This window comes from Arthrospira sp. PCC 8006, assembly GCF_046480465.1.
GTDB classification, from domain to species: domain Bacteria; phylum Cyanobacteriota; class Cyanobacteriia; order Cyanobacteriales; family Microcoleaceae; genus Limnospira; species Limnospira platensis.
On sequence record NZ_PKGG01000025.1, the window covers coordinates 14,518 to 39,059 of the forward strand.

General features: G+C 44.4%; 25 protein-coding genes, 1 pseudogene and 1 other annotated feature. Of the genes and pseudogenes, 14 read left to right on the forward strand and 12 right to left on the reverse strand.

All coding sequences use genetic code 11. The annotated features are described in order from the left end of the window. Positions 1 to 44 precede the first annotated feature (44 nt). Positions 45 to 968 carry an SPFH domain-containing protein gene (locus tag B9T16_RS06380; protein WP_410244332.1) on the reverse strand — a complete coding sequence of 308 codons (924 nt, stop codon included), beginning with the start codon at positions 966 to 968 and terminating at the stop codon, positions 45 to 47. A gap of 38 nt (positions 969 to 1,006) precedes the next feature. After that, complete coding sequence (locus B9T16_RS06385) at positions 1,007 to 1,435, reverse strand: NfeD family protein (protein ID WP_006617623.1); 429 nt, start codon at positions 1,433 to 1,435, stop codon at positions 1,007 to 1,009. Between the two features lie 146 nt (positions 1,436 to 1,581). Between B9T16_RS06385 and B9T16_RS06390 the strand changes: the two genes are divergently transcribed. Continuing rightward, positions 1,582 to 3,585, forward strand: a complete 2,004-nt coding sequence (locus B9T16_RS06390) for a 4-Cys prefix domain-containing protein (protein WP_410244333.1) — start codon at positions 1,582 to 1,584, stop codon at positions 3,583 to 3,585. Positions 3,586 to 3,799: 214 nt separating this feature from the next. Here the strand turns inward: B9T16_RS06390 and B9T16_RS06395 are convergent, their stop codons facing one another. Continuing rightward, entirely contained in the window at positions 3,800 to 4,969 is a 1,170-nt protein-coding gene (locus B9T16_RS06395; RefSeq protein ID WP_410244334.1) for an AbrB family transcriptional regulator, read from the reverse strand. Between the two features lie 125 nt (positions 4,970 to 5,094). Continuing rightward, on the reverse strand, positions 5,095 to 5,556 hold the full coding sequence (locus tag B9T16_RS06400; protein WP_006619226.1) for a peroxiredoxin: 462 nt from the start codon (positions 5,554 to 5,556) through the stop codon (positions 5,095 to 5,097). Positions 5,557 to 5,746: 190 nt separating this feature from the next. On the opposite strand from B9T16_RS06400, the gene B9T16_RS06405 reads away from it, so the two are divergent. The 7 genes from B9T16_RS06405 to B9T16_RS06435 all read left to right on the forward strand — a co-directional run bounded on the left by B9T16_RS06405 (position 5,747) and on the right by B9T16_RS06435 (position 12,243). Further along, entirely contained in the window at positions 5,747 to 7,336 is a 1,590-nt protein-coding gene (locus B9T16_RS06405) for a B12-binding domain-containing radical SAM protein (RefSeq protein ID WP_410244335.1), read from the forward strand. Positions 7,337 to 7,423: 87 nt separating this feature from the next. Next, complete coding sequence (gene deoC, locus B9T16_RS06410; RefSeq protein ID WP_014274101.1) at positions 7,424 to 8,110, forward strand: deoxyribose-phosphate aldolase; 687 nt, start codon at positions 7,424 to 7,426, stop codon at positions 8,108 to 8,110. 5 nt (positions 8,111 to 8,115) lie between these two features. Next, positions 8,116 to 9,012: a DNA repair protein RecO gene (gene recO / locus B9T16_RS06415; RefSeq protein WP_410244336.1), complete on the forward strand. Its 897-nt coding sequence runs from the start codon at positions 8,116 to 8,118 to the stop codon at positions 9,010 to 9,012. A gap of 85 nt (positions 9,013 to 9,097) precedes the next feature. Next, positions 9,098 to 10,177 (forward strand): HindVP family restriction endonuclease, encoded by a 1,080-nt coding sequence (locus B9T16_RS06420; RefSeq protein WP_410244337.1) that lies wholly within the window; start codon positions 9,098 to 9,100, stop codon positions 10,175 to 10,177. An 11-nt stretch (positions 10,178 to 10,188) separates the two neighbouring features. Further along, complete coding sequence (locus B9T16_RS06425) at positions 10,189 to 11,133, forward strand: DNA cytosine methyltransferase (protein WP_410244338.1); 945 nt, start codon at positions 10,189 to 10,191, stop codon at positions 11,131 to 11,133. Positions 11,134 to 11,250: 117 nt separating this feature from the next. Further along, a complete protein-coding gene (locus B9T16_RS06430; protein ID WP_410244339.1) occupies positions 11,251 to 11,394 on the forward strand; it encodes a hypothetical protein in 144 nt (47 codons plus the stop codon). A 369-nt stretch (positions 11,395 to 11,763) separates the two neighbouring features. Further along, entirely contained in the window at positions 11,764 to 12,243 is a 480-nt protein-coding gene (locus B9T16_RS06435) for an ATP-binding protein (protein ID WP_006619232.1), read from the forward strand. Positions 12,244 to 12,273: 30 nt separating this feature from the next. Here B9T16_RS06435 and B9T16_RS06440 read toward each other — a convergent pair whose 3' ends face one another. Continuing rightward, positions 12,274 to 12,552 (reverse strand): DUF6439 family protein, encoded by a 279-nt coding sequence (locus B9T16_RS06440; RefSeq protein WP_006619233.1) that lies wholly within the window; start codon positions 12,550 to 12,552, stop codon positions 12,274 to 12,276. A 41-nt stretch (positions 12,553 to 12,593) separates the two neighbouring features. On the opposite strand from B9T16_RS06440, the gene B9T16_RS06445 reads away from it, so the two are divergent. Continuing rightward, a complete protein-coding gene (locus tag B9T16_RS06445) occupies positions 12,594 to 12,977 on the forward strand; it encodes a DUF2203 domain-containing protein (protein WP_410244340.1) in 384 nt (127 codons plus the stop codon). 14 nt (positions 12,978 to 12,991) lie between these two features. Here B9T16_RS06445 and mtnA read toward each other — a convergent pair whose 3' ends face one another. After that, entirely contained in the window at positions 12,992 to 14,101 is a 1,110-nt protein-coding gene (gene mtnA, locus B9T16_RS06450; RefSeq protein ID WP_410244341.1) for an S-methyl-5-thioribose-1-phosphate isomerase, read from the reverse strand. A gap of 89 nt (positions 14,102 to 14,190) precedes the next feature. Here mtnA and gcvP point away from each other — a divergent pair, with 89 nt between their 5' ends. The 4 genes from gcvP (at position 14,191) to B9T16_RS06470 (ending at position 20,362) form a co-directional block, all read left to right on the forward strand. After that, on the forward strand, positions 14,191 to 17,130 hold the full coding sequence (gcvP, locus tag B9T16_RS06455) for an aminomethyl-transferring glycine dehydrogenase (protein ID WP_410244342.1): 2,940 nt from the start codon (positions 14,191 to 14,193) through the stop codon (positions 17,128 to 17,130). A 506-nt stretch (positions 17,131 to 17,636) separates the two neighbouring features. Continuing rightward, positions 17,637 to 18,809, forward strand: a complete 1,173-nt coding sequence (locus B9T16_RS06460) for a WecB/TagA/CpsF family glycosyltransferase (RefSeq protein ID WP_410244343.1) — start codon at positions 17,637 to 17,639, stop codon at positions 18,807 to 18,809. Between the two features lie 249 nt (positions 18,810 to 19,058). Next, positions 19,059 to 19,205: a hypothetical protein gene (locus tag B9T16_RS06465; RefSeq protein WP_157888662.1), complete on the forward strand. Its 147-nt coding sequence runs from the start codon at positions 19,059 to 19,061 to the stop codon at positions 19,203 to 19,205. 173 nt (positions 19,206 to 19,378) lie between these two features. Continuing rightward, complete coding sequence (locus tag B9T16_RS06470) at positions 19,379 to 20,362, forward strand: serine hydrolase (protein ID WP_231852067.1); 984 nt, start codon at positions 19,379 to 19,381, stop codon at positions 20,360 to 20,362. Between the two features lie 40 nt (positions 20,363 to 20,402). Here the strand turns inward: B9T16_RS06470 and rplL are convergent, their stop codons facing one another. From rplL to secE, 6 genes are all read right to left on the reverse strand, one after another. Continuing rightward, the gene (gene rplL / locus B9T16_RS06475; RefSeq protein ID WP_410244344.1) at positions 20,403 to 20,807 is read right to left on the reverse strand and encodes a 50S ribosomal protein L7/L12; all 405 of its coding nucleotides are present in this window, start codon (positions 20,805 to 20,807) and stop codon (positions 20,403 to 20,405) included. Positions 20,808 to 20,854: 47 nt separating this feature from the next. Next, positions 20,855 to 21,424, reverse strand: coding sequence for a 50S ribosomal protein L10 (gene rplJ / locus B9T16_RS06480; RefSeq protein ID WP_410244345.1), 570 nt, complete (start codon positions 21,422 to 21,424; stop codon positions 20,855 to 20,857). Between the two features lie 60 nt (positions 21,425 to 21,484). Next, positions 21,485 to 21,657 (reverse strand) — a sequence feature (ribosomal protein L10 leader region). A 192-nt stretch (positions 21,658 to 21,849) separates the two neighbouring features. After that, positions 21,850 to 22,566 (reverse strand): 50S ribosomal protein L1, encoded by a 717-nt coding sequence (gene rplA, locus B9T16_RS06485; protein ID WP_006619242.1) that lies wholly within the window; start codon positions 22,564 to 22,566, stop codon positions 21,850 to 21,852. Between the two features lie 96 nt (positions 22,567 to 22,662). Then, positions 22,663 to 23,088 (reverse strand): 50S ribosomal protein L11, encoded by a 426-nt coding sequence (gene rplK, locus B9T16_RS06490; RefSeq protein WP_006619243.1) that lies wholly within the window; start codon positions 23,086 to 23,088, stop codon positions 22,663 to 22,665. A 3-nt stretch (positions 23,089 to 23,091) separates the two neighbouring features. After that, the gene (gene nusG, locus B9T16_RS06495; RefSeq protein WP_006619244.1) at positions 23,092 to 23,763 is read right to left on the reverse strand and encodes a transcription termination/antitermination protein NusG; all 672 of its coding nucleotides are present in this window, start codon (positions 23,761 to 23,763) and stop codon (positions 23,092 to 23,094) included. Beyond that, entirely contained in the window at positions 23,760 to 23,984 is a 225-nt protein-coding gene (gene secE / locus B9T16_RS06500; protein WP_014274106.1) for a preprotein translocase subunit SecE, read from the reverse strand. The genes nusG and secE overlap by 4 nt, the downstream gene beginning before the upstream one ends. Positions 23,985 to 24,294: 310 nt before the next feature. Between secE and B9T16_RS06505 the strand changes: the two are divergent. After that, a pseudogene (locus B9T16_RS06505) lies at positions 24,295 to 24,542 on the forward strand (recombinase); the annotation flags it as partial.

Here is a 24,542-nt window from a genome sequence, read left to right on the forward strand (position 1 = left end):
ACGACATTTTGTGCATATATGAATCGTCGATTGCGATCAGTGAATTAAGAACTAGGGGTATCAGAAATGAGAGATTTCATACCTTCAAGAGTGGCGGGGATAGATCGCGGGTCCATAAACATCACCTTACTGCTATCACTATTACCGATAGTAGCTCCCATCTCAATATAGTTTTGGGCTAACAGATATTGCAAGGCTTCGCGGGCTTCCGGGTCACTTTGGAGAGTCTTAGTTAGAATTTGGATAGCTTCCGCCGTAGCATGGGCTTTGAGAACCTGAGATTGACGTTGTGCTTGCGCCTCCAGTACCACAGCCTTTTGTTGAGCTTCAGCAGCTAATACTTGCGCCTCAGCCCGACCTTTAGCGGAGTTAACAGCAGATTCTCGTTCTCCTTCGGAAGCCAGAATAGAAGCCCGTTTTTGTCGTTCTGCAGACATCTGCAACTCCATAGCATCCATTACCGCCTTAGTAGGGCAAATATCGCGTAATTCGACCCGTGTAACTTTCACACCCCAGGGGTCAGTAGCGATATCCAATTCCCGCAATAGCATTTCATTAACCTCTGTGCGGGCGGTAAAAGTTTGATCAAGTTCGAGCTTTCCCATTTCGGAACGGATCTGGGTTCGCACCATATTTTCCATAGCAGCCTGTAGGTTATTAACCTTATAGCAGGCTTTTTCCAAATCCATAATCCGCCAATAAACCACAGCATCAACGCTAATGGAAACATTATCGCGGGTAATACATTTTTGGGGAGGAATATCAAGGACTTGTTCCCGGACAGTTTCCTTATAAGCCACGCGATGATAGAAAGGTAAAAGAAAGTTTAAACCAGGATCCAAGGTGCGGCCATTATACTTACCGAGGCTTTCGACTAAGGCTCTATCGCCCTGATTGATAATTTTGACAGAACCTGCCAGTGTGGAGCCACCGAAGAGTAAAATAATGATCAAGAATAGCTGTTCCATGGTTGATTTTCCTCTGATGTTAAATTCGGATCAAGTAGTTAGGAATTGATTAACTTTTCAGGAACGACAACTAAGGTATTTCCCTCTCGATTGACAACCAAGACTTTTTGTCGAGGGGCGATCGCATATTCTCCCTCAGAACGTGCCCGCCAAGAAATACCATCATAAATTACCCGTCCAGTTTGTCCCGGCAAAATTTCCGTCAAAGTTTCAGCCTCCGTTGCTTCTTCCAGGATAGCCACCCGACGGTTTGGTAATAAACGGCGCACTACCATTATAGATGCGACAGATAATATCATCCAGAGAGCTATCTGTATGGGAACATTAGGCAAGATCAAAGAGATCGCGGCTACTACCAAGGCGCTCACGCCCATCATAAACTCGACAAAGGCCGTAGGAAGAAATAACTCCATCAAACATAACACGGCCCCAGCCAGCAACCAAACGAGTGTAGGATTGGCAAACATCGATTCAACAAGCCTCCCGGGAATTTAGGGCTCTGGAGTTGATGCGCGCAAATTTGATAATTAATGGATTGCTATGATCAACAGGAGCTACAATCATTTTATCTTTCATGTTCCTGGTTTAGTCCTATCGGCAACATATCTTCAGAGTGTCTTTACATAAACTATTGCAAATCAGCAGTTCATCACCACCCCCGATCTACTGCACCAACCCAGTCTGTCCGAAACCAAGTAATGTCTTGGGAGAGGAAATCTGTGCTACCTGTGAGACACCCCTAACCTATCGCTATTTGTGGGCGGTGGGTTCTGCGGCTCAGTCCATGCAACCCGGACAAATAGTTGGCAACCGCTACTATGTGACGGCCCCCCAAATTTGGTTGGATACTAAGCCAGGAGTGCCTCCGGTACTTCCCGATCGCTTATCGGATGCGATCGTATCCTATTTGTATCTGTATCCTTACCACCTGCATATTCCCAGCGTGTATGGGGTTTACAACTTCACTGCTGAGGATATGGTTGATATTGTGCTTCTGGATAATATCCCGGTTGATGATCGCGGCAGTTTATACCCGTCGTTGGTAGAAGCATGGCCGGAAGCCACTGCAGTGCGTCAAGTTTACTGGCTATGGCAGATTCTACAATTGTGGATTCCTCTGTGTGAACAGGGAGCTACCTATAGTTTACTAATTAAGCATAACCTGCGAGTACATGGCTGGCGGGTACGATTGCGGGAGTTACATCAGGGTAAGATACAACCAACCCTGCGAGATCTGGCTGAGTCTTGGTCAGTTTTGATTGAGACCGCCCATGACAGAGTCCGCCAGCCTTTACAGGATATTGTGCAAGTCTTACGCCATAGCCCAGAGGATGCCATAGAGGCGATCGCCACTCAACTTAACCAGATCTTATTAGAACAAGCATCTGAGTTGCCCTTACATATAGCAGTAGCAGGTCAAACAGATGTGGGTATGATGCGATCGCACAATGAAGATTGTTGCTACCCCACAGCTACCGATATCAAGCAAACAGATATTTACCCCAATGACAGACTCATCCCCTACATGAGTTTAGTTTGTGATGGCGTAGCCGGTCATGAAGGTGGCGAAATTGCCAGCGGGTTGGCTGTCCAATCAATTAAGCCGTTGATTCACAGCTTCATCATGGAAGTTGAGCAACAGGAAACCCTACTTTCCCCCGTTATGATCGCCCATCAACTTCAGGAAATTACCAGAGTTGTTAATAATGTCATTGCCGCCCAAAATGATGAGCAGGAGCGCTCATCTAAGCAGCGCATGGGAACTACCCTAGTTATGGCACTACAACTCCCACAACGCGCTAGACGTGGCTCTAGTTTGGATTTTAACAATGCCCATGAACTTTATATTGTAAATGTCGGGGATAGTCGCGCCTATTGGATAACGCCGGAGTCTTGTCAACAGTTGACTATTGATGATGATGTTACCATCCGGGAAGTGCGTCTGGGTCGTGCTGTGTACTGGGATGCTAAACAACGGCGGGATGGCGGCGCTTTAACTCAAGCCTTGGGAACCCGAGAGGCGGAATTTTTGCGCCCGGCAGTCCAACGGTTTATCATTGAGTCTGATGGTCTACTTTTGTTGTGTTCTGATGGACTCAGTGACAACCAATGGGTTGAGAAAACTTGGGCGGACTATGGGCCTTTGGTTTTACGGGGGGAAAAATCCCTAGAATCAGCGGTTCGGGATTTGATTGATGTGGCTAATACTCAAAATGGTCGGGATAATGTTTCGGTGGTTTTGACTTATTTTGGGGTTTCTCCTCAAAAACTGGTTATGGTCGAACCCACCGCGACCACTCAAGAGCCTCTACCCTTAGAGTCGGAATTTACGGCCGCATCACGGGCGCTGATGGAAGAAGAAGCTGTGACTTCTGTTGACAAGAGGGCTACTCGTCTCCACCGCTTGAAGCAGGCTTTATTGATTCTGGCTTTATTGATTTTGGCGATCGCCGGTGGTTATTTAGTTTGGCGGCTAGTCTACCAAGACTCCCCCACGGAAACACCCACGGAAACACCCACAGACTCCCCCACAGAAACACCCACGGAAACACCCACGGAACCCTCAACCACAGAAGTTGATTCCGATACCAATTACATTTCCTATTACATTTCCTAAGTGAACCCTCAGAGAACCTCCAGAGGGCGGGTTGATTTATCTTATCCCTAGGAGGGGAGGATATAGGCGAACCTCCAGAGGGCGGGTTGATTTATCTTATCCCTAGGAGGGGAGGATATAGGCGAACCCTCAGAGGGCGGGTTGATTTATCTTATCCCTAGGAGGGGAGGATATAGACGAACCCGCCCCTACATGAGATCTGGTGGATAGTCGATTATCCTTTTTTGTCAATCATCATCTGCTGTAAAACCCAGGGTACAATTAGCAGGATTAATAGCATTCTGGTCATTTGCATGGCCATGACCAAGCCGGAATCTCCCCCTAGTTGTAGGACTGTGGCTATCATAGCTGTAATGCCGCCGGGGGTTGACCCTAAAATAGCGGTCATGGTGTCAACTTTAGTAACTAGATGGAATATATATCCAACTCCTAAACAGCTTCCAATTAAAACTAATACTAAGATTAACTCAATTAATACGGCTTTAATTAACTTTTTGGCGGTGTTACCATCAAATTTTAGACCCGTACCGAGTCCCACTAATACCAACCCCGCAGTAAAGCCTAGGGGTGGCATTTCAAAGGTATAAGGTAAACTCCAAAAGCCAATTAATCCCGCCAAAAAAGGGCCGAGAAATAGGGAAGAAGGAAGCCGCAGCACAGGTCCTAGCCACACTCCCAAACCACCGCAGACGCAGAGAATTAGCCAGTTAAGGAAAGCTGGGGCGTGGGGGGGAGTCGATAGGGAAGTAGATAGGGGAGAGAGGACTAATGGCATTTCCTGAACCCCAGGGGAAGCAAACCAGAAACTAGCTAGGGTGGGGATAATTAAAGCGACTAGGAGAATGCGGATATATTGGAGGACGGCGACGGCGATCGCATCAGCACCCATTTGTTCACTGATAGCTACTAAACTAGGACCTGCGCCAGGAATGCAACCTAAAAATCCGGTAGTGCGATCGATTTTCGCCCACCGCCATAATAGATAGCCATTACAGACACTCATGGCACCTGTTACTACAATACAACCTAATAGGGGTAAAGCGTAGGTTTTACCGAGTGTCAAAGTTTCCGGGGAAAATCTAGTAGCAGTAGTTAAAGCAACGATCGCCTGTCCTAAAAGGTTAAAAGACTTGGGTAAAGGTGTAGACTTGTGCCAAATTAGGGCTAATAAAATCCCGACAATCATGGGACCGAGAAGCCATCCGACTGGCATATTTAAGGAAGTTAAAAGCCATCCCGCCATGATGGCGATCGTCATCTGAATTAGGATAACCCCGACTTTTTCCCCATTCAATAGTAACATTTTAACCCAACTTTCATGCCTGGAAAAATCAAGATGTGCCGCCAATGGCATGGGAATCAAAGCAGAGCTATTAATTTTCATTTCATGACTAGGTATATAGAAGGGTTAAATGTTAAGTATGGCAAAGCTGAGAATAGAGATTTTAATAAATACGAATTATGCCAGGGCGGGCATTATAGCCCGCCATAATTTTGCCCCAAGTCCACCTAGACAGCAGACATAGAACGCAAAGTTTTTAAGGCTTCATCCACATGACCTTTAAAATCCAACATGGAATCAAAAATGTGTCGGACTACCCCCTGATTATCGATTACATAAGTCACCCGACCGGGAAGTATCCATAAAGTGGCTGGAACTCCGTATAATTTCCGCACCTGATTTCCCTGATCACTTAACAGAGTAAAAGGCAAATTATACTTACCGACAAATTTCTGATGTTCATCGGGGGAGTCCGCACTGACTCCGATAACTTCCGCCCCAGTTTCCTGAAAAATCGTGTAACTGTCCCGAAAGGCACAGGCTTCCGCCGTGCATCCTGGGGTATCATCTTTAGGGTAAAAATAAAGCACTACTGCTTTGTTACCCCGAAAATCTTTGAGGCTAACCGATTCCCCGGTCTGGGAGGTTAAAGTAAAATCGGGGGCGAGGTCTCCAACTTGAACTGGCATATTTGCGATATCCTGTAACTTAACTTTAGCAAAAATGTTAAATTTTGTGTGCCTTTGTTATGATATCGCGGAATCTATCCTGCGGAAACCTAATTAGCCCAAACCTATTACCCCAGGTTCGATGCCGCATCATTCTATAGTTCCGCGACCAAAAGCGATCGCCATATTAAACCAATGAGGTATTGATTAAATGCGAGTTTTACTAATTTATCCAGTGTTTCCTAGAACCTTCTGGTCCTACGACAAAATTCTGGAACTGGTTGATCGCAAAGTCCTGTTACCTCCCCTAGGGCTGATCACCGTAGCCGCAATTTTGCCCCAAGAATGGGAATTTAAGCTAGTCGATCGCAATATCCGACCCGTCACCGAAGCCGAATGGGAATGGGCGGATCTAGTCATTCTCACCGCCATGATCGTCCAAAAAGTCGATCTGCTGTCACAAATTCGGGAAGCCAAACGCCGGGGTAAACCCGTCGCCGTTGGTGGACCTTATGCCACCTCAGTCCCTGGTGAAGTTGCAGCCGAAGCCGATTATTTAATCCTAGACGAAGGCGAAATCACCTTACCCCAATTTGTCGCCGCCATTAACCGGGGAGAAACCAGTGGGACTTTCCGATCGCCAGATAAAGCTGATGTTAACACTACTCCAGTTCCTCGTTATGATCTGCTGGAATTAGATGCTTATGACTCCATGTCCGTCCAGTTTTCCCGTGGCTGCCCCTTCCAATGCGAATTTTGCGATATCATTGTACTCTACGGGCGCAAACCCCGCACCAAAAATCCCGAACAACTCCTCAAAGAATTAGATTATCTCTATGAATTAGGATGGCGGCGGGGAGTGTTTATGGTCGATGATAATTTTATCGGCAATAAACGCAATGTTAAGTTATTGCTAAAAGCCCTCAAGACTTGGCAAATTGAACATCAATATCCCTTCCGATTTAATACAGAAGCATCAGTGGATTTAGCCGCCGATGAAGAACTCATGGATATGATGGTTGACTGTAATTTTGATGGGGTATTTTTAGGCATTGAGACCCCGGACGAAGCCAGTTTAGCTTTAACTAAGAAATACCAAAATACCCGCAGTTCTTTAAGCGAATCGGTTGATAAAATTATCCGGGCGGGGTTGCGACCCATGGCGGGATTTATTATCGGTTTTGATGGCGAAAAATCTGGGGCGGCTTCCCGGGTGATTGAGTTTGTAGATCAGGCGGGTATTCCTACTGCGATGTTGGGGATGTTACAAGCCCTTCCCAATACTGGATTATGGCATCGGTTGGACAAAGAAGGACGGTTACTAGCAGATCGGGAAAACATTAGCCAACACGCTACTAACCAAACTATGTTAATGAACTTTATTCCGACTCGTCCGGTGGAAGAAATTGCCGCCGAATATATCCAGGCTTTTCGGACTCTCTATGAACCCGATCGCTATTTGGACAGAACCTATAACTGTTTCCTGAAATTAGGCGCACCTCGCAGTAAAACCCCTTTTAAAACCCCTGAATTTGTGGATTTACGGGCTTTGGCAATTATTATTTGGCGACAAGGAATTAAGCGATCGACTCGTGGGAAATTTTGGCATCATTTATTTGGTATTCTCCGCCATAACCCGGCGGTTTGGGAACATTATTTAACGGTCTGCGCCCACAATGAACATTTCCTCGAATATCGTGACATCGTAACTGCTGAAATTACTCAACAACTAGAGAATTTTAAAAAAGTGGAGTCGGCGGAATTGCCGCCCGCCGAACTTTTGTCAGAAGTTACAGCTTGAAATAATTAGTGATGGGGAGCAAATTTGCTCCCTATTATCACTTGAATAAAATTAAGTTAAATATATGAGACTGAATCAGATAATCCTATGATGAGAGAATCTTACGATGATATTGATATTGCGCCCCTAATTGACCATACCTTATTAAATCAGATGGCTGATGATGAACAAATTAAAAAGTGTTGCGAGGAAGCGGATCGATATAATTTCGCTTCCGTTTGTATCTTCCCTACTTTTGTGAAACTGGCGCGGGAACTCCTGCAAAATAAAAAGCCTAAAGTTTGTACTGTAATTGGGTTTCCCTGTGGTGCTAATACTTCCGCCGTGAAACTTTATGAAGCCTTAGAAGCAGTGGAAAATGGGGCGACTGAGTTGGATGTGGTGATTAATTTAAGTTGGTTAAAGTCGGGAAAAACTAATGAGTTGAACCGGGAATTAGCCGAAATTTGCGAGGAAACAGGAGTGGTGGTTAAAGCCATTTTGGAAACAGCAGTTTTGACAGACGCAGAAAAACGTCTGGCGGCGGAATTGGCTATTGATGCGGGGGTTTCTTATCTGAAAACTAGCACGGGATATTATGGGGGTGCGACGGTCGAGGATGTTAGCTTACTCAAGCAAGTAGCGCGGTCTCAGGTGGGAATTAAGGCTTCTGGAGGTATTCGCACCCATGAGCAGGCGATCGCACTTTGGAAGGCGGGGGCGACCCGTTTAGGTACTTCTGGAGGGGTGCAGATTATCCGCAACGGTGGACATCAACTCAACCAAGAAAATTAGGATTAATGAGTCGTACTTATAAAGCTACTGGGATTATTTTAAAGGCGATCCCTCTGGGAGAGTCCGATCGCCTATTAACTATTTTAACACCAGAATTTGGTCTGATGCGAGTGGTAGCACCGGGGGCGAGAAAATCGCGATCGCGTTTGGGGGGGACTACGGGTTTATTTGTGGTTAATCAGTGGTTAATTGCGAAAGGGCGATCGCTTGATAAAATTACCCAGGCGGAAATTATCAATTCCCATAGTGGACTCGCTAAAAATTTGGGTAAATTAGCCGCTGGTCAATATTTGGCTGAATTGGTTCTTAGTCAAGCCTTGAGCGAACAACCTCAACCGGAACTATTTTTGCTATTGTCAGAACATTTAGACCGCCTAGAAGAACTCCCTAATACCTCTACAGAAGAAAATGCGATCGATATAGTCGCCCGTTTAACTCATGGAATTTTTCACCTCTTAGCTTGGGCGGGAATTGCTCCCCAGGTCCAGTTATGTTGTCTAACTCAACATCCTTTAAACCCTAATTTAAGCGACCCTAATTGGTTGGTAGGGTTCAGTTTAGCGGCTGGCGGTATTATTAATTTAGCCGCATTATCCCGCATTCAAAGCCAACATAATGACCATCAATCATCCTCAGTTTCCGAAGCATCTGGAGATTATATAACTGAGGAAATATCTATCAAAATTGATGCCCGCATAGCAGCAGAACCCTTAGCCATTCTTCAACATTTAGCCCAATCAGAATTAACTAATATCTGGAACACCTATCAACCCTCAGCTTGGATAACCGTGGAAAAAATACTGCGTCGCTATGCTGAATATCAGTTCGCTCGTTCGATTCAATCTGCCTCTTTAATTGACAGTTGGCTATTGAATTGTTCCCCTAGTGATTGTTGTAAATAACTAGGACGGATGATTGATTAATTATTGTAGCGGTGGCGGGTAAATTTTTGTTATATTGTGCATAAACAACTCAAGCATGATAAAAATGGTTAAAAAGCAGCCTGGATTATTTGGTATCAGATATTCTAATCGAGATTTTTTACAAAAAAAAGCCTGGGAAAAAAATTGTTTTAATTCATCTTTTCCGACAGCTTTATGTTGCTATTTGCATGATATCAATCTTGAAAATATATATATTAAAGTAAATTCTAACTTAGAGATTGAACATACAAAGATTGCCACCGAAGATGTTTTTGGTATTAATCCCCAATCCGATCTAGCATTTTATGCTTTTGAATCACCATTTACACCCTATCAACAATATTTAATTGGTACTCTTCCCAGAGTTGATTTAGTTACCCAAACTAACGGACTTTGTTTGCGTCCTATGGAAATTAAACTGACCGCATTACCAGATAATACAACTTGCGAACTACCTGAAAATGAGTACGGCTGTGAAATTGTAGTACGACCCGATACTATTGTTTATTTAGCCTGTAGCATAGCCTCTACTCTTCGGCAACAAGGAACTAATATAGCGGAATTACTAAAATTAACATTTCCACAAGATTTAGATTGGACAGAACCCCTATCAGTAATCCCTTATGTTTCAACTATGATAGAAGCGATCGATAACTTAATGAGTCATATTGTTTTAGGTCAAAAGCCATTTTTAATGCAGCCAATTTGGAAAACTCAGGGAAAGTCTCCCCAATTGTCTACCAACTGTTTAGATGTATTTATTTGGAGTGATATTTGCTTTAGTAGATTATTTGTCAATTTAGCCAAACAAGAAATAAAAACCTTTGGTAAAATTATCAAAATTTCCAGATATACACGAACAGTGATTTGGCTATATAAAATGTTAAGTGATTTTGCTGATCGAGGATTATTTGACTATGTAAGCATTATTGATTCTTGCTCATACAATACCAAAAATGATAAAGCATTTGCAGTTAATGGAAAAATAACTCACGAATATATGAAATCAGAGTATTTACGAAAACCAAGAATCCTCAAGCAGGAAATCAAAAATATTATTTTAGGAGACGGTCAAAATTTACTGAGTCCCGAAAGAAGGTTTGATGCTATAATATACAACTCACCGGATTTATTTTTACCATAAATTTGTGAACTATGAGAACTATAGATTTGTTTGCTGGATGTGGTGGATTATCTTTGGGATTTCAAAATGCTGGATTTGACATGAAAGCCGCATTCGAGATATGGAAGCCAGCCATTAAAGTTTATCAACGTAACTTCAGCCATCCCATTTTTCAAGTTGATTTATCCAAAGAAAGCGTTATAAATACTCTAGGAGAGTGGAAACCAGAAGTCATTATTGGTGGCCCTCCATGCCAAGATTTTTCCAGCGCGGGGAAAAGGGATGAAAGTTTAGGGCGTGCTAACTTAACTATCAATTTTGCTGGAATTATTGCTTCTATTAAGCCTCAATTTTTTGTGATGGAAAATGTTTCGAGAATCACCAATACTCAAACTCTTAAAGTGACTTGGCAAATCTTAAAAAACAGTGGCTATGGTTTAACTGCATCAGTTCTTGATGCTAGTTATTGTGGGGTTCCACAAGCCAGAAAACGATATTTTCTCATCGGTGAACTAGAAGGAAAAGACAATGCTTTAGAACCTTATTTGTTCAAAAATTATGCCTCCAAGCCGATGACAGTTTTTGATTATCTAGGTTTGAGTTTGGGAATTGAGTATTTTTATCGGCACCCCAGAAGTTATCAAAGGCGAGGAATTTTTAGTATCTATGAACCTAGTCCAACAGTGCGAGGTGTAAATCGACCTATCCCTAAAACTGATCAAAAACATCAAGGCGATGCCTGTGACCTCAATCCCTCTCTACGACCACTAACAACTATGGAAAGAAGTTATATCCAAACCTTTCCTAAGTCTTTTAAATTTGAGGGGAGTAAATCCGACTTAGAACAGATGATTGGCAATGCGGTTCCCGTCAAATTAGCTGAATATGTGGCAGGTTCTCTTCTTAAATATATTGAAGATGGTTATAATCACGTTGGGTCTCACGATTCCTATATACAACTTAGCCTCTTTAATTGACAGTTGGCTATTGAATTGTTCCCCTACTAATTGGTGTCAATAAATTAACGGGAAGTTATATCATAAATGTGGGGGGGACAAAATTATGATTAACTTGTCATTAACTATGGTATAATCTTGGCCCGTCTTGAAAATCCTAGTTATTCCGTGCATGGGGTTGACAAAATACTAGATTTATGCAGTGAGGCGATCGCTAAAATTGGGAATTTGGTATCTGATGATACAGTAGATTATGGCGGATCAGTTATATCCAGGATATAAGTTCTCTGGGACTGCCTCCAGTGGGAATGTTGCTCCCCAATCACTACATTTGAGAAAAGGGTGATGTCCTCAGATAATTAATCATGATAACTAGGGAATAGACAATATCGATAAGCCAAACATATTCGAGGGTTGGGTCAACAGCACTACATTGGCCAGACCCTGTGGTAAGTCATGGTTACTATCATTAGATTTAAAGACAATTGCAGATTATTTTTGAGGAAATGTGCATTTGACGGATTTTTTTGCTAATATTAATTTAGGGACGGGTACTTAAACTTAAACAACAGCTTGATTCAACATAAGTGGAGTATTCACAACTATGCAGTTGGTGGAAATAGTTCACCTGAAAGCCTGGGAGTTTTCTAAGTGATTGCCATATCATCGCGTCCGGTTAAACGTAACTGGGTCACAATTAGCTTTGCTTCTACACTCTATCTGGGATCGATTTTGGATTTACTTCTCGCCGAAATCCCGTCGGAGTGCCAAGATGAAATCAGACTAGGACTACAAGAAGCCCTAGTTAATGCTGCTAAACACGGCAATAAGCTAGATCCCAGCAAAACGGTTGTCGTTCGTTTTGCGATCATCAATAATCAGTTCTGGTGGTTGATATCAGACCAAGGAGGGGGATTTAAACCCCCCTCCTGTGAATGTAACCTGTCAGCAGTGGAAACTAATGATAACTGCTGGGATGACCCTGCACTACCCCATGATGAACATGAATGCGGACGAGGATTGTATATTCTTGAGCAAATATTCGATCGCGTGGAGTGGAACCAAGATGGAACCGAACTAATCCTAAGTAAAGAGATCCCGGTTCTCTCACAGTCTAGTCGAGGCTGGTAGGGCTATCTGTGGGATATTTGATTAAACAACTCATTTGGAGGATGATTTAGAGCCATGAGTAGGACACGGAGGTGCAGAAATCGACCGATCTAACCAACCGATCGCCTGTTGTAATCTAGGCATAGCCTCAGATGGTTCATCCTTGAGCAAAAAAATCAAAGCCGCCGCTACCTGTTCCCGAGCGCGAGCATTACGATTTGATTTGAGGCGATGCCAGTCCCGTTCAGAAATAGCCAAATGTTCAGCCAGTTTCTGGGCTAGTTGCAAAGTCTCGGCATTATCAATTTGGGTTGAACTAGAATGACTCATGGTGATTTTATATTTGAAGTTGGGAGCATTTTCTAATCATTATGCCAAGAAATACCTCATCCCAACCGAACCCCAATGATTCTCAACTGAATCGAGACCAGGAAGAAATCGAAGAAGCCCTCGACGCGGCCTCGAAAGCGATCGCCACCATACAAGAGAGGATAGCTCAAATTCAGCGCGATCGCCAACGTCAAGCGGAGCTGAAAAACCGCATCGACCAAGTGATCCCCCAACTCCAGCAGATAAAATCCCAACAACTCAAGGAAGAATTAAAACAGCTTACCCAGGAACTAGAAGCCGTAGAACTCAACTTAGAAAGCAGCCTGTTTACCTGGGGTAGCCTCAAAGAACCCTTTTGGCAAGCGGTCCGTTTTGGGGGACTAGGGGTAGTAATTGGTTGGCTGCTCAAATCCTGTTCTGGTTAGAGGTAGCAACACATTCAGGAGGGTTGATGAACCATAAGATTTTTGAGATCCCCAGGCGCTACAGCCCCATGTTCAGTAATAATTGCCGTAATTAACTCAGCCGGAGTCACATCAAAAGCCGGATTATAAAATTCCACACCTGGAGGACAAATAGTAGTCGAGCCAATCTGATAAAGTTCTTTGGGGTCTCTTTCCTCAATCGGGATACCTTCCCCGCTCTGCAATCGAAAGTCTACCGTAGACAGAGGAGCGGCGACAAAAAACGGGATATTATGGGCACGAGCCACCAAAGCCACATTATAAGTGCCAATTTTATTAGCGGTATCTCCATTAGCCGCAATGCGATCGGCACCAACGATCGCCGCATGAATTAACCCCAACTTCATACAGTGAGCGGCCATATTATCGGCAATCAAAGTCACCGGGATCTGATCCTGTACACATTCCCAAGTAGTTAATTTGGCTCCCTGTAGACGAGGGCGAGTTTCATCAGCATAGACCCGTCCCAACCGTTGCGCCGCCTTACAGGATCGAATGACCCCCAAAGCCGTACCATAACCCGCCGTAGCCAAAGATCCCGTGTTACAGTGAGTCAAAATATTAAGCTGTTCGGGAGTTTTCGGTAAAACCGCCAGTCCGTGATCTGCGATCGCCTGACAAGTATTCAAGTCCTCCGTTTGAATTTTCTGAGCCTCCGCCAATAGCACCTGGGGAATTTCCGACACAGAAACGGAAGTTTCCCTAGCGGTTTTCAGCATTCTTTCAATAGCCCAAAACAAATTTACCGCCGTGGGGCGAGTATTCCCCAAAATCTTCGCCACTCCTTCAAGTTCCGCCAAAAACCCATGGCGATCGCTTTTTTGAATATCCCGCGCCCCCAAATACATACCATAAGCGGCCGCAATACCAATAGCCGGAGCCCCTCGGACAATCATAGTAGCGATCGCCCTAGCCATATCTTCATAGCGTTTAATTTCCACGATCGCATACTCATGACTCAGGCGAGTTTGGTCAATTAGTAAGACGCGATCCTCATGCCAAATAACCGGATAAACCTTAGTTTCCATAGAGAATGTCACTTTATCATAGCCAACACCAGCGATCATCTGTTGTACACTTTCCATCAAGCCGCCATTATACCCATTCCGGGATAATGGGACTACAATTTGATGATTCTGTTTTAAATGATCTTTGTTGAATCAGTCGGAGTTTCATGCTGGATATCAATTTACCCGGTCCCACCAAATCCCCAAACCATAGTACATCGAATCTCAGCCATCCCCGTGATGGTCACATCAATAGAACCCCCGCCGATCAATTCCTCAACCGACATATCGGCCCCAATGACGCTGAAATTCAACAAATGCTCTCAGCGATCGGATACAACAGTATAGAAAGCCTGATTGATAATACCATCCCCCAAGGCATTCGTTTAAACCGTCCCCTGAACCTACCCGCCCCCCTTACAGAACATCAGGCTTTAGTCAAACTCCGCGAAATTGCCAGTAAAAATCAGGTTTACCGTTCTTTTATCGGTATGGGTTACTCCGACTGTATAACCCCCCCCATCATCCAACGGAACATCCTAGAAAATCCGGGATGGTACACCGCATATACTCCCTACCAAGCCGAAATAGCCCAGGGACGCTTAGAAGCCCTACTAAACTTTCAAACACTCGTTATCGACCTAACCGGGCTAGAAATCGCTAATGCCTCCCTTCTTGATGAAGGGACCGCCGCCGCCGAAGCCATGACCATGAGTTATGGAATTAGCAAAGCCAAAGCCCATCACTTTTTTGTCTCCCAAGACTGTCACCCTCAAACCATAGATGTCCTAGAAACTAGGGCCAAACCCCTAGGTATTGAAATCATTATTGGAGATTTCCGCACCTTCGACTTTAGCGAGCCAATTTTTGGGGCTTTATTGCAATACCCCGCCACTAATGGCGCAATTTACGACTATCGGGAATTTATCCAAACCGCCCATAACCATAAAGCCATTATTACCATGGCTGCAGATATCCTCAGCCTTACCCTACTGACACCCCCAGGAGAATTAGGCGCTGATATCGCCGTAGGAAGCACCCAGCGCCTCGGTGTTCCCCTAGGTTATGGAGGACCCCATGCGGCTTATTTTGCCACCAGGGAAGCCTTTAAACGCTCCTGTCCTGGTCGTATGGTGGGGGTTTCCATTGATAGCCAGGGTCAACCCGCCCTCCGACTCGCCCTCCAAACCAGAGAACAACATATTCGCCGCGATAAAGCCACCAGTAATATCTGTACCGCCCAGGTTCTGTTAGCTGTCATTGCTAGTATGTATGGGGTATATCATGGACCACAAGGCTTAAAACAGATCGCTGAGAATATCCACCAGTTAACTCTGGTGTTGGCGACGGGTTTGCAAAAGCTGGGATATGCGATCGCCAATCATCACTTTTTTGATACCCTACAAGTGGAATTAGGCGATATATCCTCATCAGAAATTATCACCCTCGCCCAACTCCGCCAGATTAACCTACGACAAATAGCCGATAACTCTATTGGTATCAGCCTAGATGAGACTACCACCACCGCAGATATTATTAATCTGCTGGAAATTTTTGCCATGGGTAAACCCCTACACTTTGGCTTAGAAGAACTTGCCATAAAATCCGCCATTCCCCCCCATTTAACTCGCACTTCTGCCTACCTAACTCACCCCGTTTTTAATAGCCATCACTCAGAAACCGAATTATTGCGGTATTTACACCGCTTAGAAAGTCGGGATTTATCCCTCACTACCTCTATGATTCCTCTCGGTTCCTGTACCATGAAACTTAACGCCACCGCCGAGATGATTCCCGTCACCTGGCCGGAGTTTGGCAAGTTGCACCCCTTCGCACCTAAATCTCAAACTCAGGGTTATCAGATTTTGTGCCAACAGCTTGAGGAATGGTTGGCAGAAATTACCGGATTTGCTGGTATTTCTCTACAGCCTAACGCTGGCTCTCAAGGGGAATACGCAGGTTTATTAGCAATTCGTGGTTATCATCAAAGCCGAGGAGAAAATCAACGCCATATTTGTCTAATTCCTGAATCTGCCCACGGTACTAATCCCGCTAGTGCCGTTATGTGTGGCATGAAAGTTGTACCTGTTAAATGCGACAGTCAGGGTAATATTGATATTGATGATTTGCAGCAAAAAGCGGAACAGCATCAAGACCAACTCGCTGCTTTGATGGTAACTTATCCCTCAACTCATGGCGTGTTTGAAGACGGTATTCGCCATATTTGTGACATCATCCACCGCTGCGGGGGTCAGGTCTATATGGATGGTGCTAATATGAATGCACAGGTGGGGTTATGTCGTCCCGGAGATTTTGGCGCTGATGTCTGTCACCTGAATTTGCACAAAACTTTCTGTATACCCCACGGCGGCGGTGGTCCGGGAATGGGTCCCATTGGGGTGATGCCACACCTATTACCGTTTTTACCCGGTCATTGTGTCGTGGATATGGGGGAAACTCCCAAAGGCGGCGCGGTTTCGGCTGCGCCTTGGGGTAGTGCTAGTATTCTGGTCATCTCCTGGATGTATATTGCTATGATGGGCGCGTTTGGCTTGAAAAAAGCTACGGAGGTCGCCATTCTCAATGCTAATTATATGGCGCGTCGCCTACAGGGGGTTTATCCGATTCTCTATAAGGGTAACAATGGTACAGTTGCCCATGAGTGTATTTTGGATTTGCGATCGCTTAAAAAATCCGCCAATATCGATGTCGATGATATCGCTAAACGACTCATGGATTACGGTTTCCACGCCCCTACTATTTCTTGGCCGGTAGCTGGTACTATGATGGTGGAACCTACAGAAAGTGAGTCCCTCGATGAGTTGGATCGTTTCTGTGCCTCTATGATTGCTATTCGTCAGGAAATTGCTGCCATTGAGTCCGGGGAGTTTGACCGGGAAAATAACCCCCTTAAACAAGCCCCCCACACCGCAGAATCTCTGATTTTGGGTGAGTGGAATCGTCCCTACTCCCGGGAAGTGGCCGCTTATCCCGCCGCTTGGACTCGTGACTATAAATATTGGCCGCCTGTGGGTCGCATTGATAATGCCTTTGGCGATCGCAATTTTGTCTGTTCCTGTGCGCCTATGACCGCTTATCAGGATTAAGCCATAACCCTCTCTCTAATTCAACCATGGGGCTGATCTACCTGATACAGCCCCCGGTTTCTGTATTCAAGGCGATCGAGATTTTACCCTCCAGCTTCACTAAAGCTTTACAATAGCCTCTTAATTGTTTACATAATCTTCTTGATTTTATAGGCTATTCACCCTTATGATCTGGTTAACTGCCTCAGCCAAGGGATTCGGTTTTAGCACCGCACTGGCTGCTGGGTGGTTTTTATCGTTTCACCTCCAGCGTGAAATCCCCATGATAGTTTGATTTACTTGTCACTAAACCAGCCATTTTCCTACTATATCCTTCTTTTTAGCAAAATCAAAATTGGCAGTAGTTCAGTGCAACTTAGTTGACCAAAATATGCCGAGGTATTCGTGCTAAGTTTCATTCATTAAGTGTTACAGACAAGTCAGCCCACTGACACCTAACAAAAACTCCATCAAAACCATCTATCATCTGGTTTTTGGTACAACTGTAAAAACACGGTACATATATCATGAACGAAGTTAAGTTATTCAATATATGTATTGACAATATTACCACCGAACAACTCCTAGAAGAACTTGGGAGACGTGGCGGTATTGTTTTCACTCCTAATGTCGATCACTTGATGCGATTGCAGAAAGACAAAGAGTTTTACGACATCTATAATAAGTCGGATTACCGCGTTTGTGATAGTCAGATTGTCTACTATGCTTCTCGGCTTTTAAACCAGCCTATTGCTGAAAAAATATCCGGCTCTGACCTATTTCCCGCCTTCTATAATTACTACCGAGATTGTGAAGAGATTACAATATTTTTACTCGGTGCCGCTGAAGGTGTAGCCGCTAGGGCGAAAGTAAAAATCAATGAAAAAGTCGGCCGTGAAATGGTGGTTGACTGCTACTCTCCACCCTTTGGCTTTGAAAAAGACGAACTTGAATGTCAACGCATTGTCGATCGCATTAATCACTCAAAAGCCTCTGTTCTCGCTATTGGGGTCGGCGCTCCCAAACAAGAAAAGTGGATTATGAAACATAAGGATAAACTCAACCATGCCAAAATCTTCTTAGCTATTGGCGCGACTATTGATTTTGAAGCCGGAGAAAAACCCCGTTCACCTCAGTGGATAAGTGAAGCCGGTCTGGAGTGGTTACACAGACTCGTATCTGAACCACTGCGCCTCTGGAAGCGCTATCTCATCGAAGATATGCCCTTTTTTCTGCTACTCATGCAACAAAAACTTAACCTTTATCATTCCCCCTTTAGCTCTCTGGGAGACATGGCTATCCCTAATTGGCAAATGCCTCTATTGGGACAAATACTTCAGGATGCGGGTTTATTAGATGAACTTCAGGTACAACGGGTGCTTGCAATTCAAGACCAAAGGCACAATCTCCGCTTTGGGGAAATTGTCACAGATTTGGGTTGGCTACGTCAAGAAACCGTGGACTTTTTTGCCGAGCAGCTACCTCAAATTGGTGGGAGTCAACAAAGGCAACCTTTGGGTTATTATCTCAAACAGGCTATGCTTTTGGATGATCAACAAATTAACTTGATTTTGCTCGAACAACAGCAAAAATATCTCCGGTTTGGCGAACTTGCAGTCCAGAAAAGATGGCTCAAGCAACAAACTGTTGATTCTATTTTGTCCTATCTCACCCAGTCACAGACCGAAATCCTGCTTTGAACTGAAAATCAACCCCTCTGTTAAGTTTTGTAACGAAAAATTAAGAAATGTTACAAAAAATTTCCTCTGGGGAAAGGTGGTTGCTTTTTTGGGGAGGCTGTGATACTATTTTAGATAATGGGAATATTGCTAACTTTTTTATTTTGAGACAGATTTTCATTGTGTAACTTACTACCTTGATAGTATCATTAGTTCCCAGGACTTGTCAACCCCCGGCGCTAAATTAGGGGGGCCATTTTTTAAAAATTGATGAAAAAATCAACAATTAGAAGTTTCTGTGGTAGCGATCGCCTTGGGTTAAGGTATGCTGTGTATGCTGAGATATTGTGGTCAATGCTGAGAAAATGGTTTACATTCGCCGACGGGGAAACTCCCATAAAAACAATCGGATTATGAGTAATGTTAAGGCTCTGCCAAGGTTACGGTATGATCGGCTGTTATTGTTAGTGATGATCGCTTTCGCTTTGGGGTGGGGTATGCTGTCGATAGTAAGATCCCTAGTAGTGAAACTATCAACCGCAAAAGTGGATCAAATCTCATCAACAGAAGAAATAAAAAGCGGTTATAATGTGCACTCACCACCCAACTGGGATAGTAAAGCACAACTACAGGCGATCGTTAATGAAACAGTAGCGATCGCCAAAAACAAAGGATTCCCCACCGAAGCACTGTCGATCACCTTAGTAGATGTTAGCGATTCCGGCAAGCACTACAAAGCGGGATACAATAACCAAATTTTAAGGTTTCCCGCCAGCGTTGCCAAGTTATTTTGGTTAGTGGGCTTTTTTGATCAAGTTGAACGTGGGTCAATTAGGGATGAATCGAAATTTCATGACCACCTCAACCAAATGATTCGCATTTCCGATAATCAATCAGCCAGTGAAATTGTAGATGCTATTACCCAAAGCACTTCCGGGGAAGCCTTAACCGGAAAAGACTTAACAACTTGGCTAAACCAACGCAGTCAGATTAACAAATTCTTTGAACAAGCTGGTTATGCTGGAATCATTCTCAGCATGAAAAATTATCCCATCGACAACTCACAAGAAACACCCACAGGTAGAGATCTGCAATTAAAGCAAACTCCAGACCTAGTTAATGGAAACCAAATCACCACAGACCAGGCGGCGCGGTTAATGTATGAAATTTACACCCAGCAAGCCGTTTCTCCCATAGCCAGCACCAAAATGGCTTACCTTCTCACCCGAGATCTAAATCCCGAAACTTTTGAGGAAAGCGATCGTCAGTTTATCGAAGGATTTTTAGGTCAATCATTACCCACAGATATATATTTTGGCTCCAAAGTTGGTTATACCAGCTACTCACGCCAAGAAGTGATTTTTGTAAGAACCCTAGATGATCAGACCATTTATATTCTAGCAATTTTCGCCAACGATCCCGCCTACTCTCAAGATCAAGACATATTTCCTCAAATGTCCCGCCACATTTTCGATCGCCTCCATAGAACCCCCCAAAACCTCACCCCCAAAGAAGTTAGCGTTTTTAACCCCACCACCGAACCCAGTCAACTAAAAAACCCTCCCCTTAATTAATTAATTAATTGAGAGGAGGGTCCTGTTAGTAGTAAGAGAATTACTTAACTTCCACTTTAGCGCCAGATTCTTCCAGTTGTTTCTTAATGCTTTCCGCATCTTCTTTGGTGGTAGCTTCCTTAATAGCTTTAGGAGCGCTTTCCACCAAGTCTTTAGCTTCCTTCAGACCCAAGCCAGTAATGCTACGAACCACCTTCAGAACCGCGATTTTCTTATCAGCGGGGAACTCAGTCAGAATTACATCAAACTCAGTTTTCTCTTCTTCCGCCGCCACTTCAGCACCAGCAGCCGCCATACCAGGAGCCGCCATCATCATCATACCGCCGCCAGCAGAAGCGGAAGCATCAACACCAAAAGCCTCCTCAATTTGCTTAACCAACTCAGATGCTTCTAACAGGCTCAAAGATTTGAGTTGTTCTAAAATTTGATCAGTTTTTTCAGACATGGGTTAACCCTCAACAAGTAATAAATAACAAGCAATTGAAAAGCGATCTAAGCCGCCTGGGAATCGTCTTTTTCGGATACAGCCTTGATAGCGCGCACCAGAGAAGCCGGAACTTCTTTGATACCAACCGCCAGTTTCGTGGGAACTGCATTGACTCCAACCGCCACCTTCGTAGGAATAGAGTTGATCGCTCCGGCGATACGAGCAATGAGTTCTTCCTTGGTGGGAAGTTCTGTAATAGCTTTGATGTCATCAGGACTCAAAGCCCGACCTTCCATCACCCCGCCGCGTAGTTCAGTTTTTTTGCTTTCCTTTTGAAAAGCCTGATACGCTTTAATCGCAGCACCTAAATCGTCTTGAATGAAGATAAACGCTGAACTACCGCTGAGGAATTTCTCCATCGCTTTCCAGTTGTCATCCCCTTCAAGGGCTTTGTGCATCAAGGTGTTTTTTGTGACTTTGCAGACACTACCGGTTTCCCGAAGGCGGTTCCGCAAGTCAGTAATTTGGGAAACAGACAGCCCAGTATAGTCAATCACCAAAGTCAGTTGAGCCGAGCTTAACTGCTTCTGGAGATCTACAACAATCTTTTCCTTTTGGGCTAAGGTTCTTCCCATTCCTGTTGAACCTCCGTGTTTGATGAACGCCCAATCCCTAATGGGTGAAACAGAAGACAAATTGGCATTAAAAAACCCGGAATTCATCAAGCCGGGTAAAGGAATAAAAATTATCCGTTAGAACTCAAGGCATAATTAGCCTTTAATTCACCGTTAAAATCTTTAATACCTTAACCTCGGCAGGATATTAAGCCAGTTGCGCCTGCTGTCTTCGGTTATCAGATCTTTAGAATTATAAGTGGGCTACAGTGCTTAATTGCACAATTAAACATTATTACACTGTTCGTGTATCTTGTCAAGCAAAAAGTTATTTTTCGGGAAATCAGCAGCAGGGAGTAGGGATGATGAGATTTGAGTACCAACCTCCTCCCCTCCCTCTCCCTGTCTACTTCTTCGAGTTTCTGTAGCTCACAGATTCCCTTTCCCTATGCAGCTTCCGCGATTTTCAGATCCCGCAAAGCATTGATATCTAACTGAATCGCTGGACCCATAGTGCTACAGACATAAACACTCCGCCAATAGCGACCTTTAGCCCCAGAGGGACGGTTACGGTCAATACATTCTTGTAACGCCGACAGGTTAACTAGCAGGTCTTCGGCTGAGAAAGATACCTTTCCAAACATCACGTGGACAATCCCGGTGCGATCGCTCCGAAACTCCAGTTTTCCTGCCTTAAATTCAGCGATCGCCTGAGTCAAATCCATAGTCACCGTACCACCCTTGGGGGAAGGCATCAAACCCTTTGGACCCAACAAACGACCCAACTTAGCCACCTGGGGCATCATATCCGGTGTAGCGATTAACTTGTCAAAATCCAGCATTCCTTTCTGAATTTCTGCGATCAGATCATCTGACCCCACCAAGTCCGCCCCAGCGCTTTGGGCTTCAGCCACCTTATCACCTTTAGCCAAAACAGCCACCCGCACTTCTTGTCCGGTTCCTTTCGGCAGTGTAACCGTTGTTCTCAGTTGCTGATCGGTATATTTAGGGTCAATACCAAGACGAATGTGAGCTTCCACCGACTCCACGAATTTAGCAGTTGCCGTTTCCTTGAGTAGTGTCAAGCCCTCTAGGGGTTCATAAAGTCTATCTTCAACCTTTTGTTGAAGTTCTTGTAATCGACGCGATACTTTTTTTGTCATGATTTCCTCCTGGGGTCAATAACGAAGTTACACTTCTCCCCCAATATTTCAATTCAACAATTGGGTTGGCTCAAATTTTTTTCTTAGCTACCTAAGTTAATCCGAGACAGCAATACCCATATTACGGGCTGTCCCTTCCACAATCTTCATGGCAGCTTCCACATCATTCGCATTCAGGTCAGGCATTTTCACCTCTGCGATTTCTCGCAACTGGCTGCGGTTAATTGTTCCCACTCGAACCCGGTTCGGTTCACCGGAACCTTTTTCAATTCCGGCCGCTTTCTTAATTAGCACTGACGCTGGCGGAGTTTTGAGGACAAAAGTAAAACTTCGATCTTCATAAACCGAAATCTCTACCGGAATCACCAAACCCACCTTATCCGCAGTTTTGGCGTTATACTCCTTACAAAACATCATGATGTTCACCCCATGCTGACCCAAAGCTGGGCCGATAGGGGGAGCTGGGTTAGCTTTTCCTGCGTTAATTGCTAACTTGATAACTGCTACAACTTTCTTTGCCATTTGTTAGCCCTGCTTTTCAACCTGATTGAACTCCAATTCCACTGGCGTGTCTCGTCCAAAAATCGACAGTAAGGCTTTTAGCTTATTACGTTCCGGGCTCACTTCAATGACATCCCCTTCAAAGTCTTTGAACGGGCCAGATAGCACCAGGATATGATCCCCACTCGCCATCTCTACCTTGACAACAGTTTCCTGTTGCTGGGTTTGTCTGAAAATCCGATCAACTTCTGATGGACTTAATGGCAGGGGTTTAACATGGCCCCGCCCTCGCCCGGAGTGACGTTTCTGCTCTGCCCCGACAAAGTTAATCACATGAGGGGTATTTTTGACAACCTGCCAAGCCTCATCGTCAACATCCCACTGGTTTAACTCATTATTCCAGTTCAGTTTCATCTGGATTAACACATAGCCCGGAAATACTTTTTCCTGACCATGCTGGCGACTACCATCCTTACGGAGTTTAATCGCCTGAGTCTGGGGAATCTCCACTTTGAGAATCCGGTCAGCCACATCCAGAGTTTGAACCCGTTGGTCTAAGTTCAGTTTCACCCGCTTTTCACAGCCCGATGCCACCTGAACAGCATACCAGCGAACTTGTCCTGGTGCATATTCTGACTCACTGTCTATTTCAGACATTGCATTGAGTTGTTCTGACTCATCTGATCCAAAAGTCATCCAAATACCTGCCCCGACGACCAACGAAAGAAGTTATCTATTAAATAGATTAGTGTGGCTGAAAGCATTACCATTAATAAGACTCCCGCCGATTCACTCAGCAGTTGCTGACGAGTTGGCCAGACCACCTTATCTAGTTCTTCCTTGGTTCCTTTCAAAAAACCACCAACACTAAACCCCTTCGGGACTTCCTGAATCCCTGCTTCTTCTTTCTTTGACACAGCTTTCCCCCTCGTGATTTTTAACTTAACAGTCGATTTTAACAACTGCCGCACGCTGGCTCAAACTACTTATCATAACATCCTCAGTGCAATAATTAAATATCCCATAACACTTTTTCAGTTGTAGTTGATTCGTCTCGCTCGGCAGCTTTCCTATGCAAAAACCAGGTTAAAAACAACTTAACCCGGTCTACTTTGGCTTAGTTAACGCGCCCTGAAGGACTTGAACCCACTATATAGCCTACAACCCCTATTCTACCGTTACTTAGGTGTTACTCAAAACCATAACAGGATAACAAGTGAGTAAAAAATGAGTAACGCTACTGATACCCCTACAGTAGGGGGAAAGGGCAACTACGATGAGAGTTACGCTAGATTCTTGAAAGCCTATCAAGACTTTAAAGGGGAATGTCCCAGGGGGGTTAGTCTTAAACTTCAAAAGACCGGGACTAAGTATAATCTACTATTGCAGTTTAAGCAACCACCTACCGGGAAACGKCTACCCAAAAMGGCTAATCTTGAGTGTACACCCCAAGGGGTGATAGCCGGGGTTAAGAA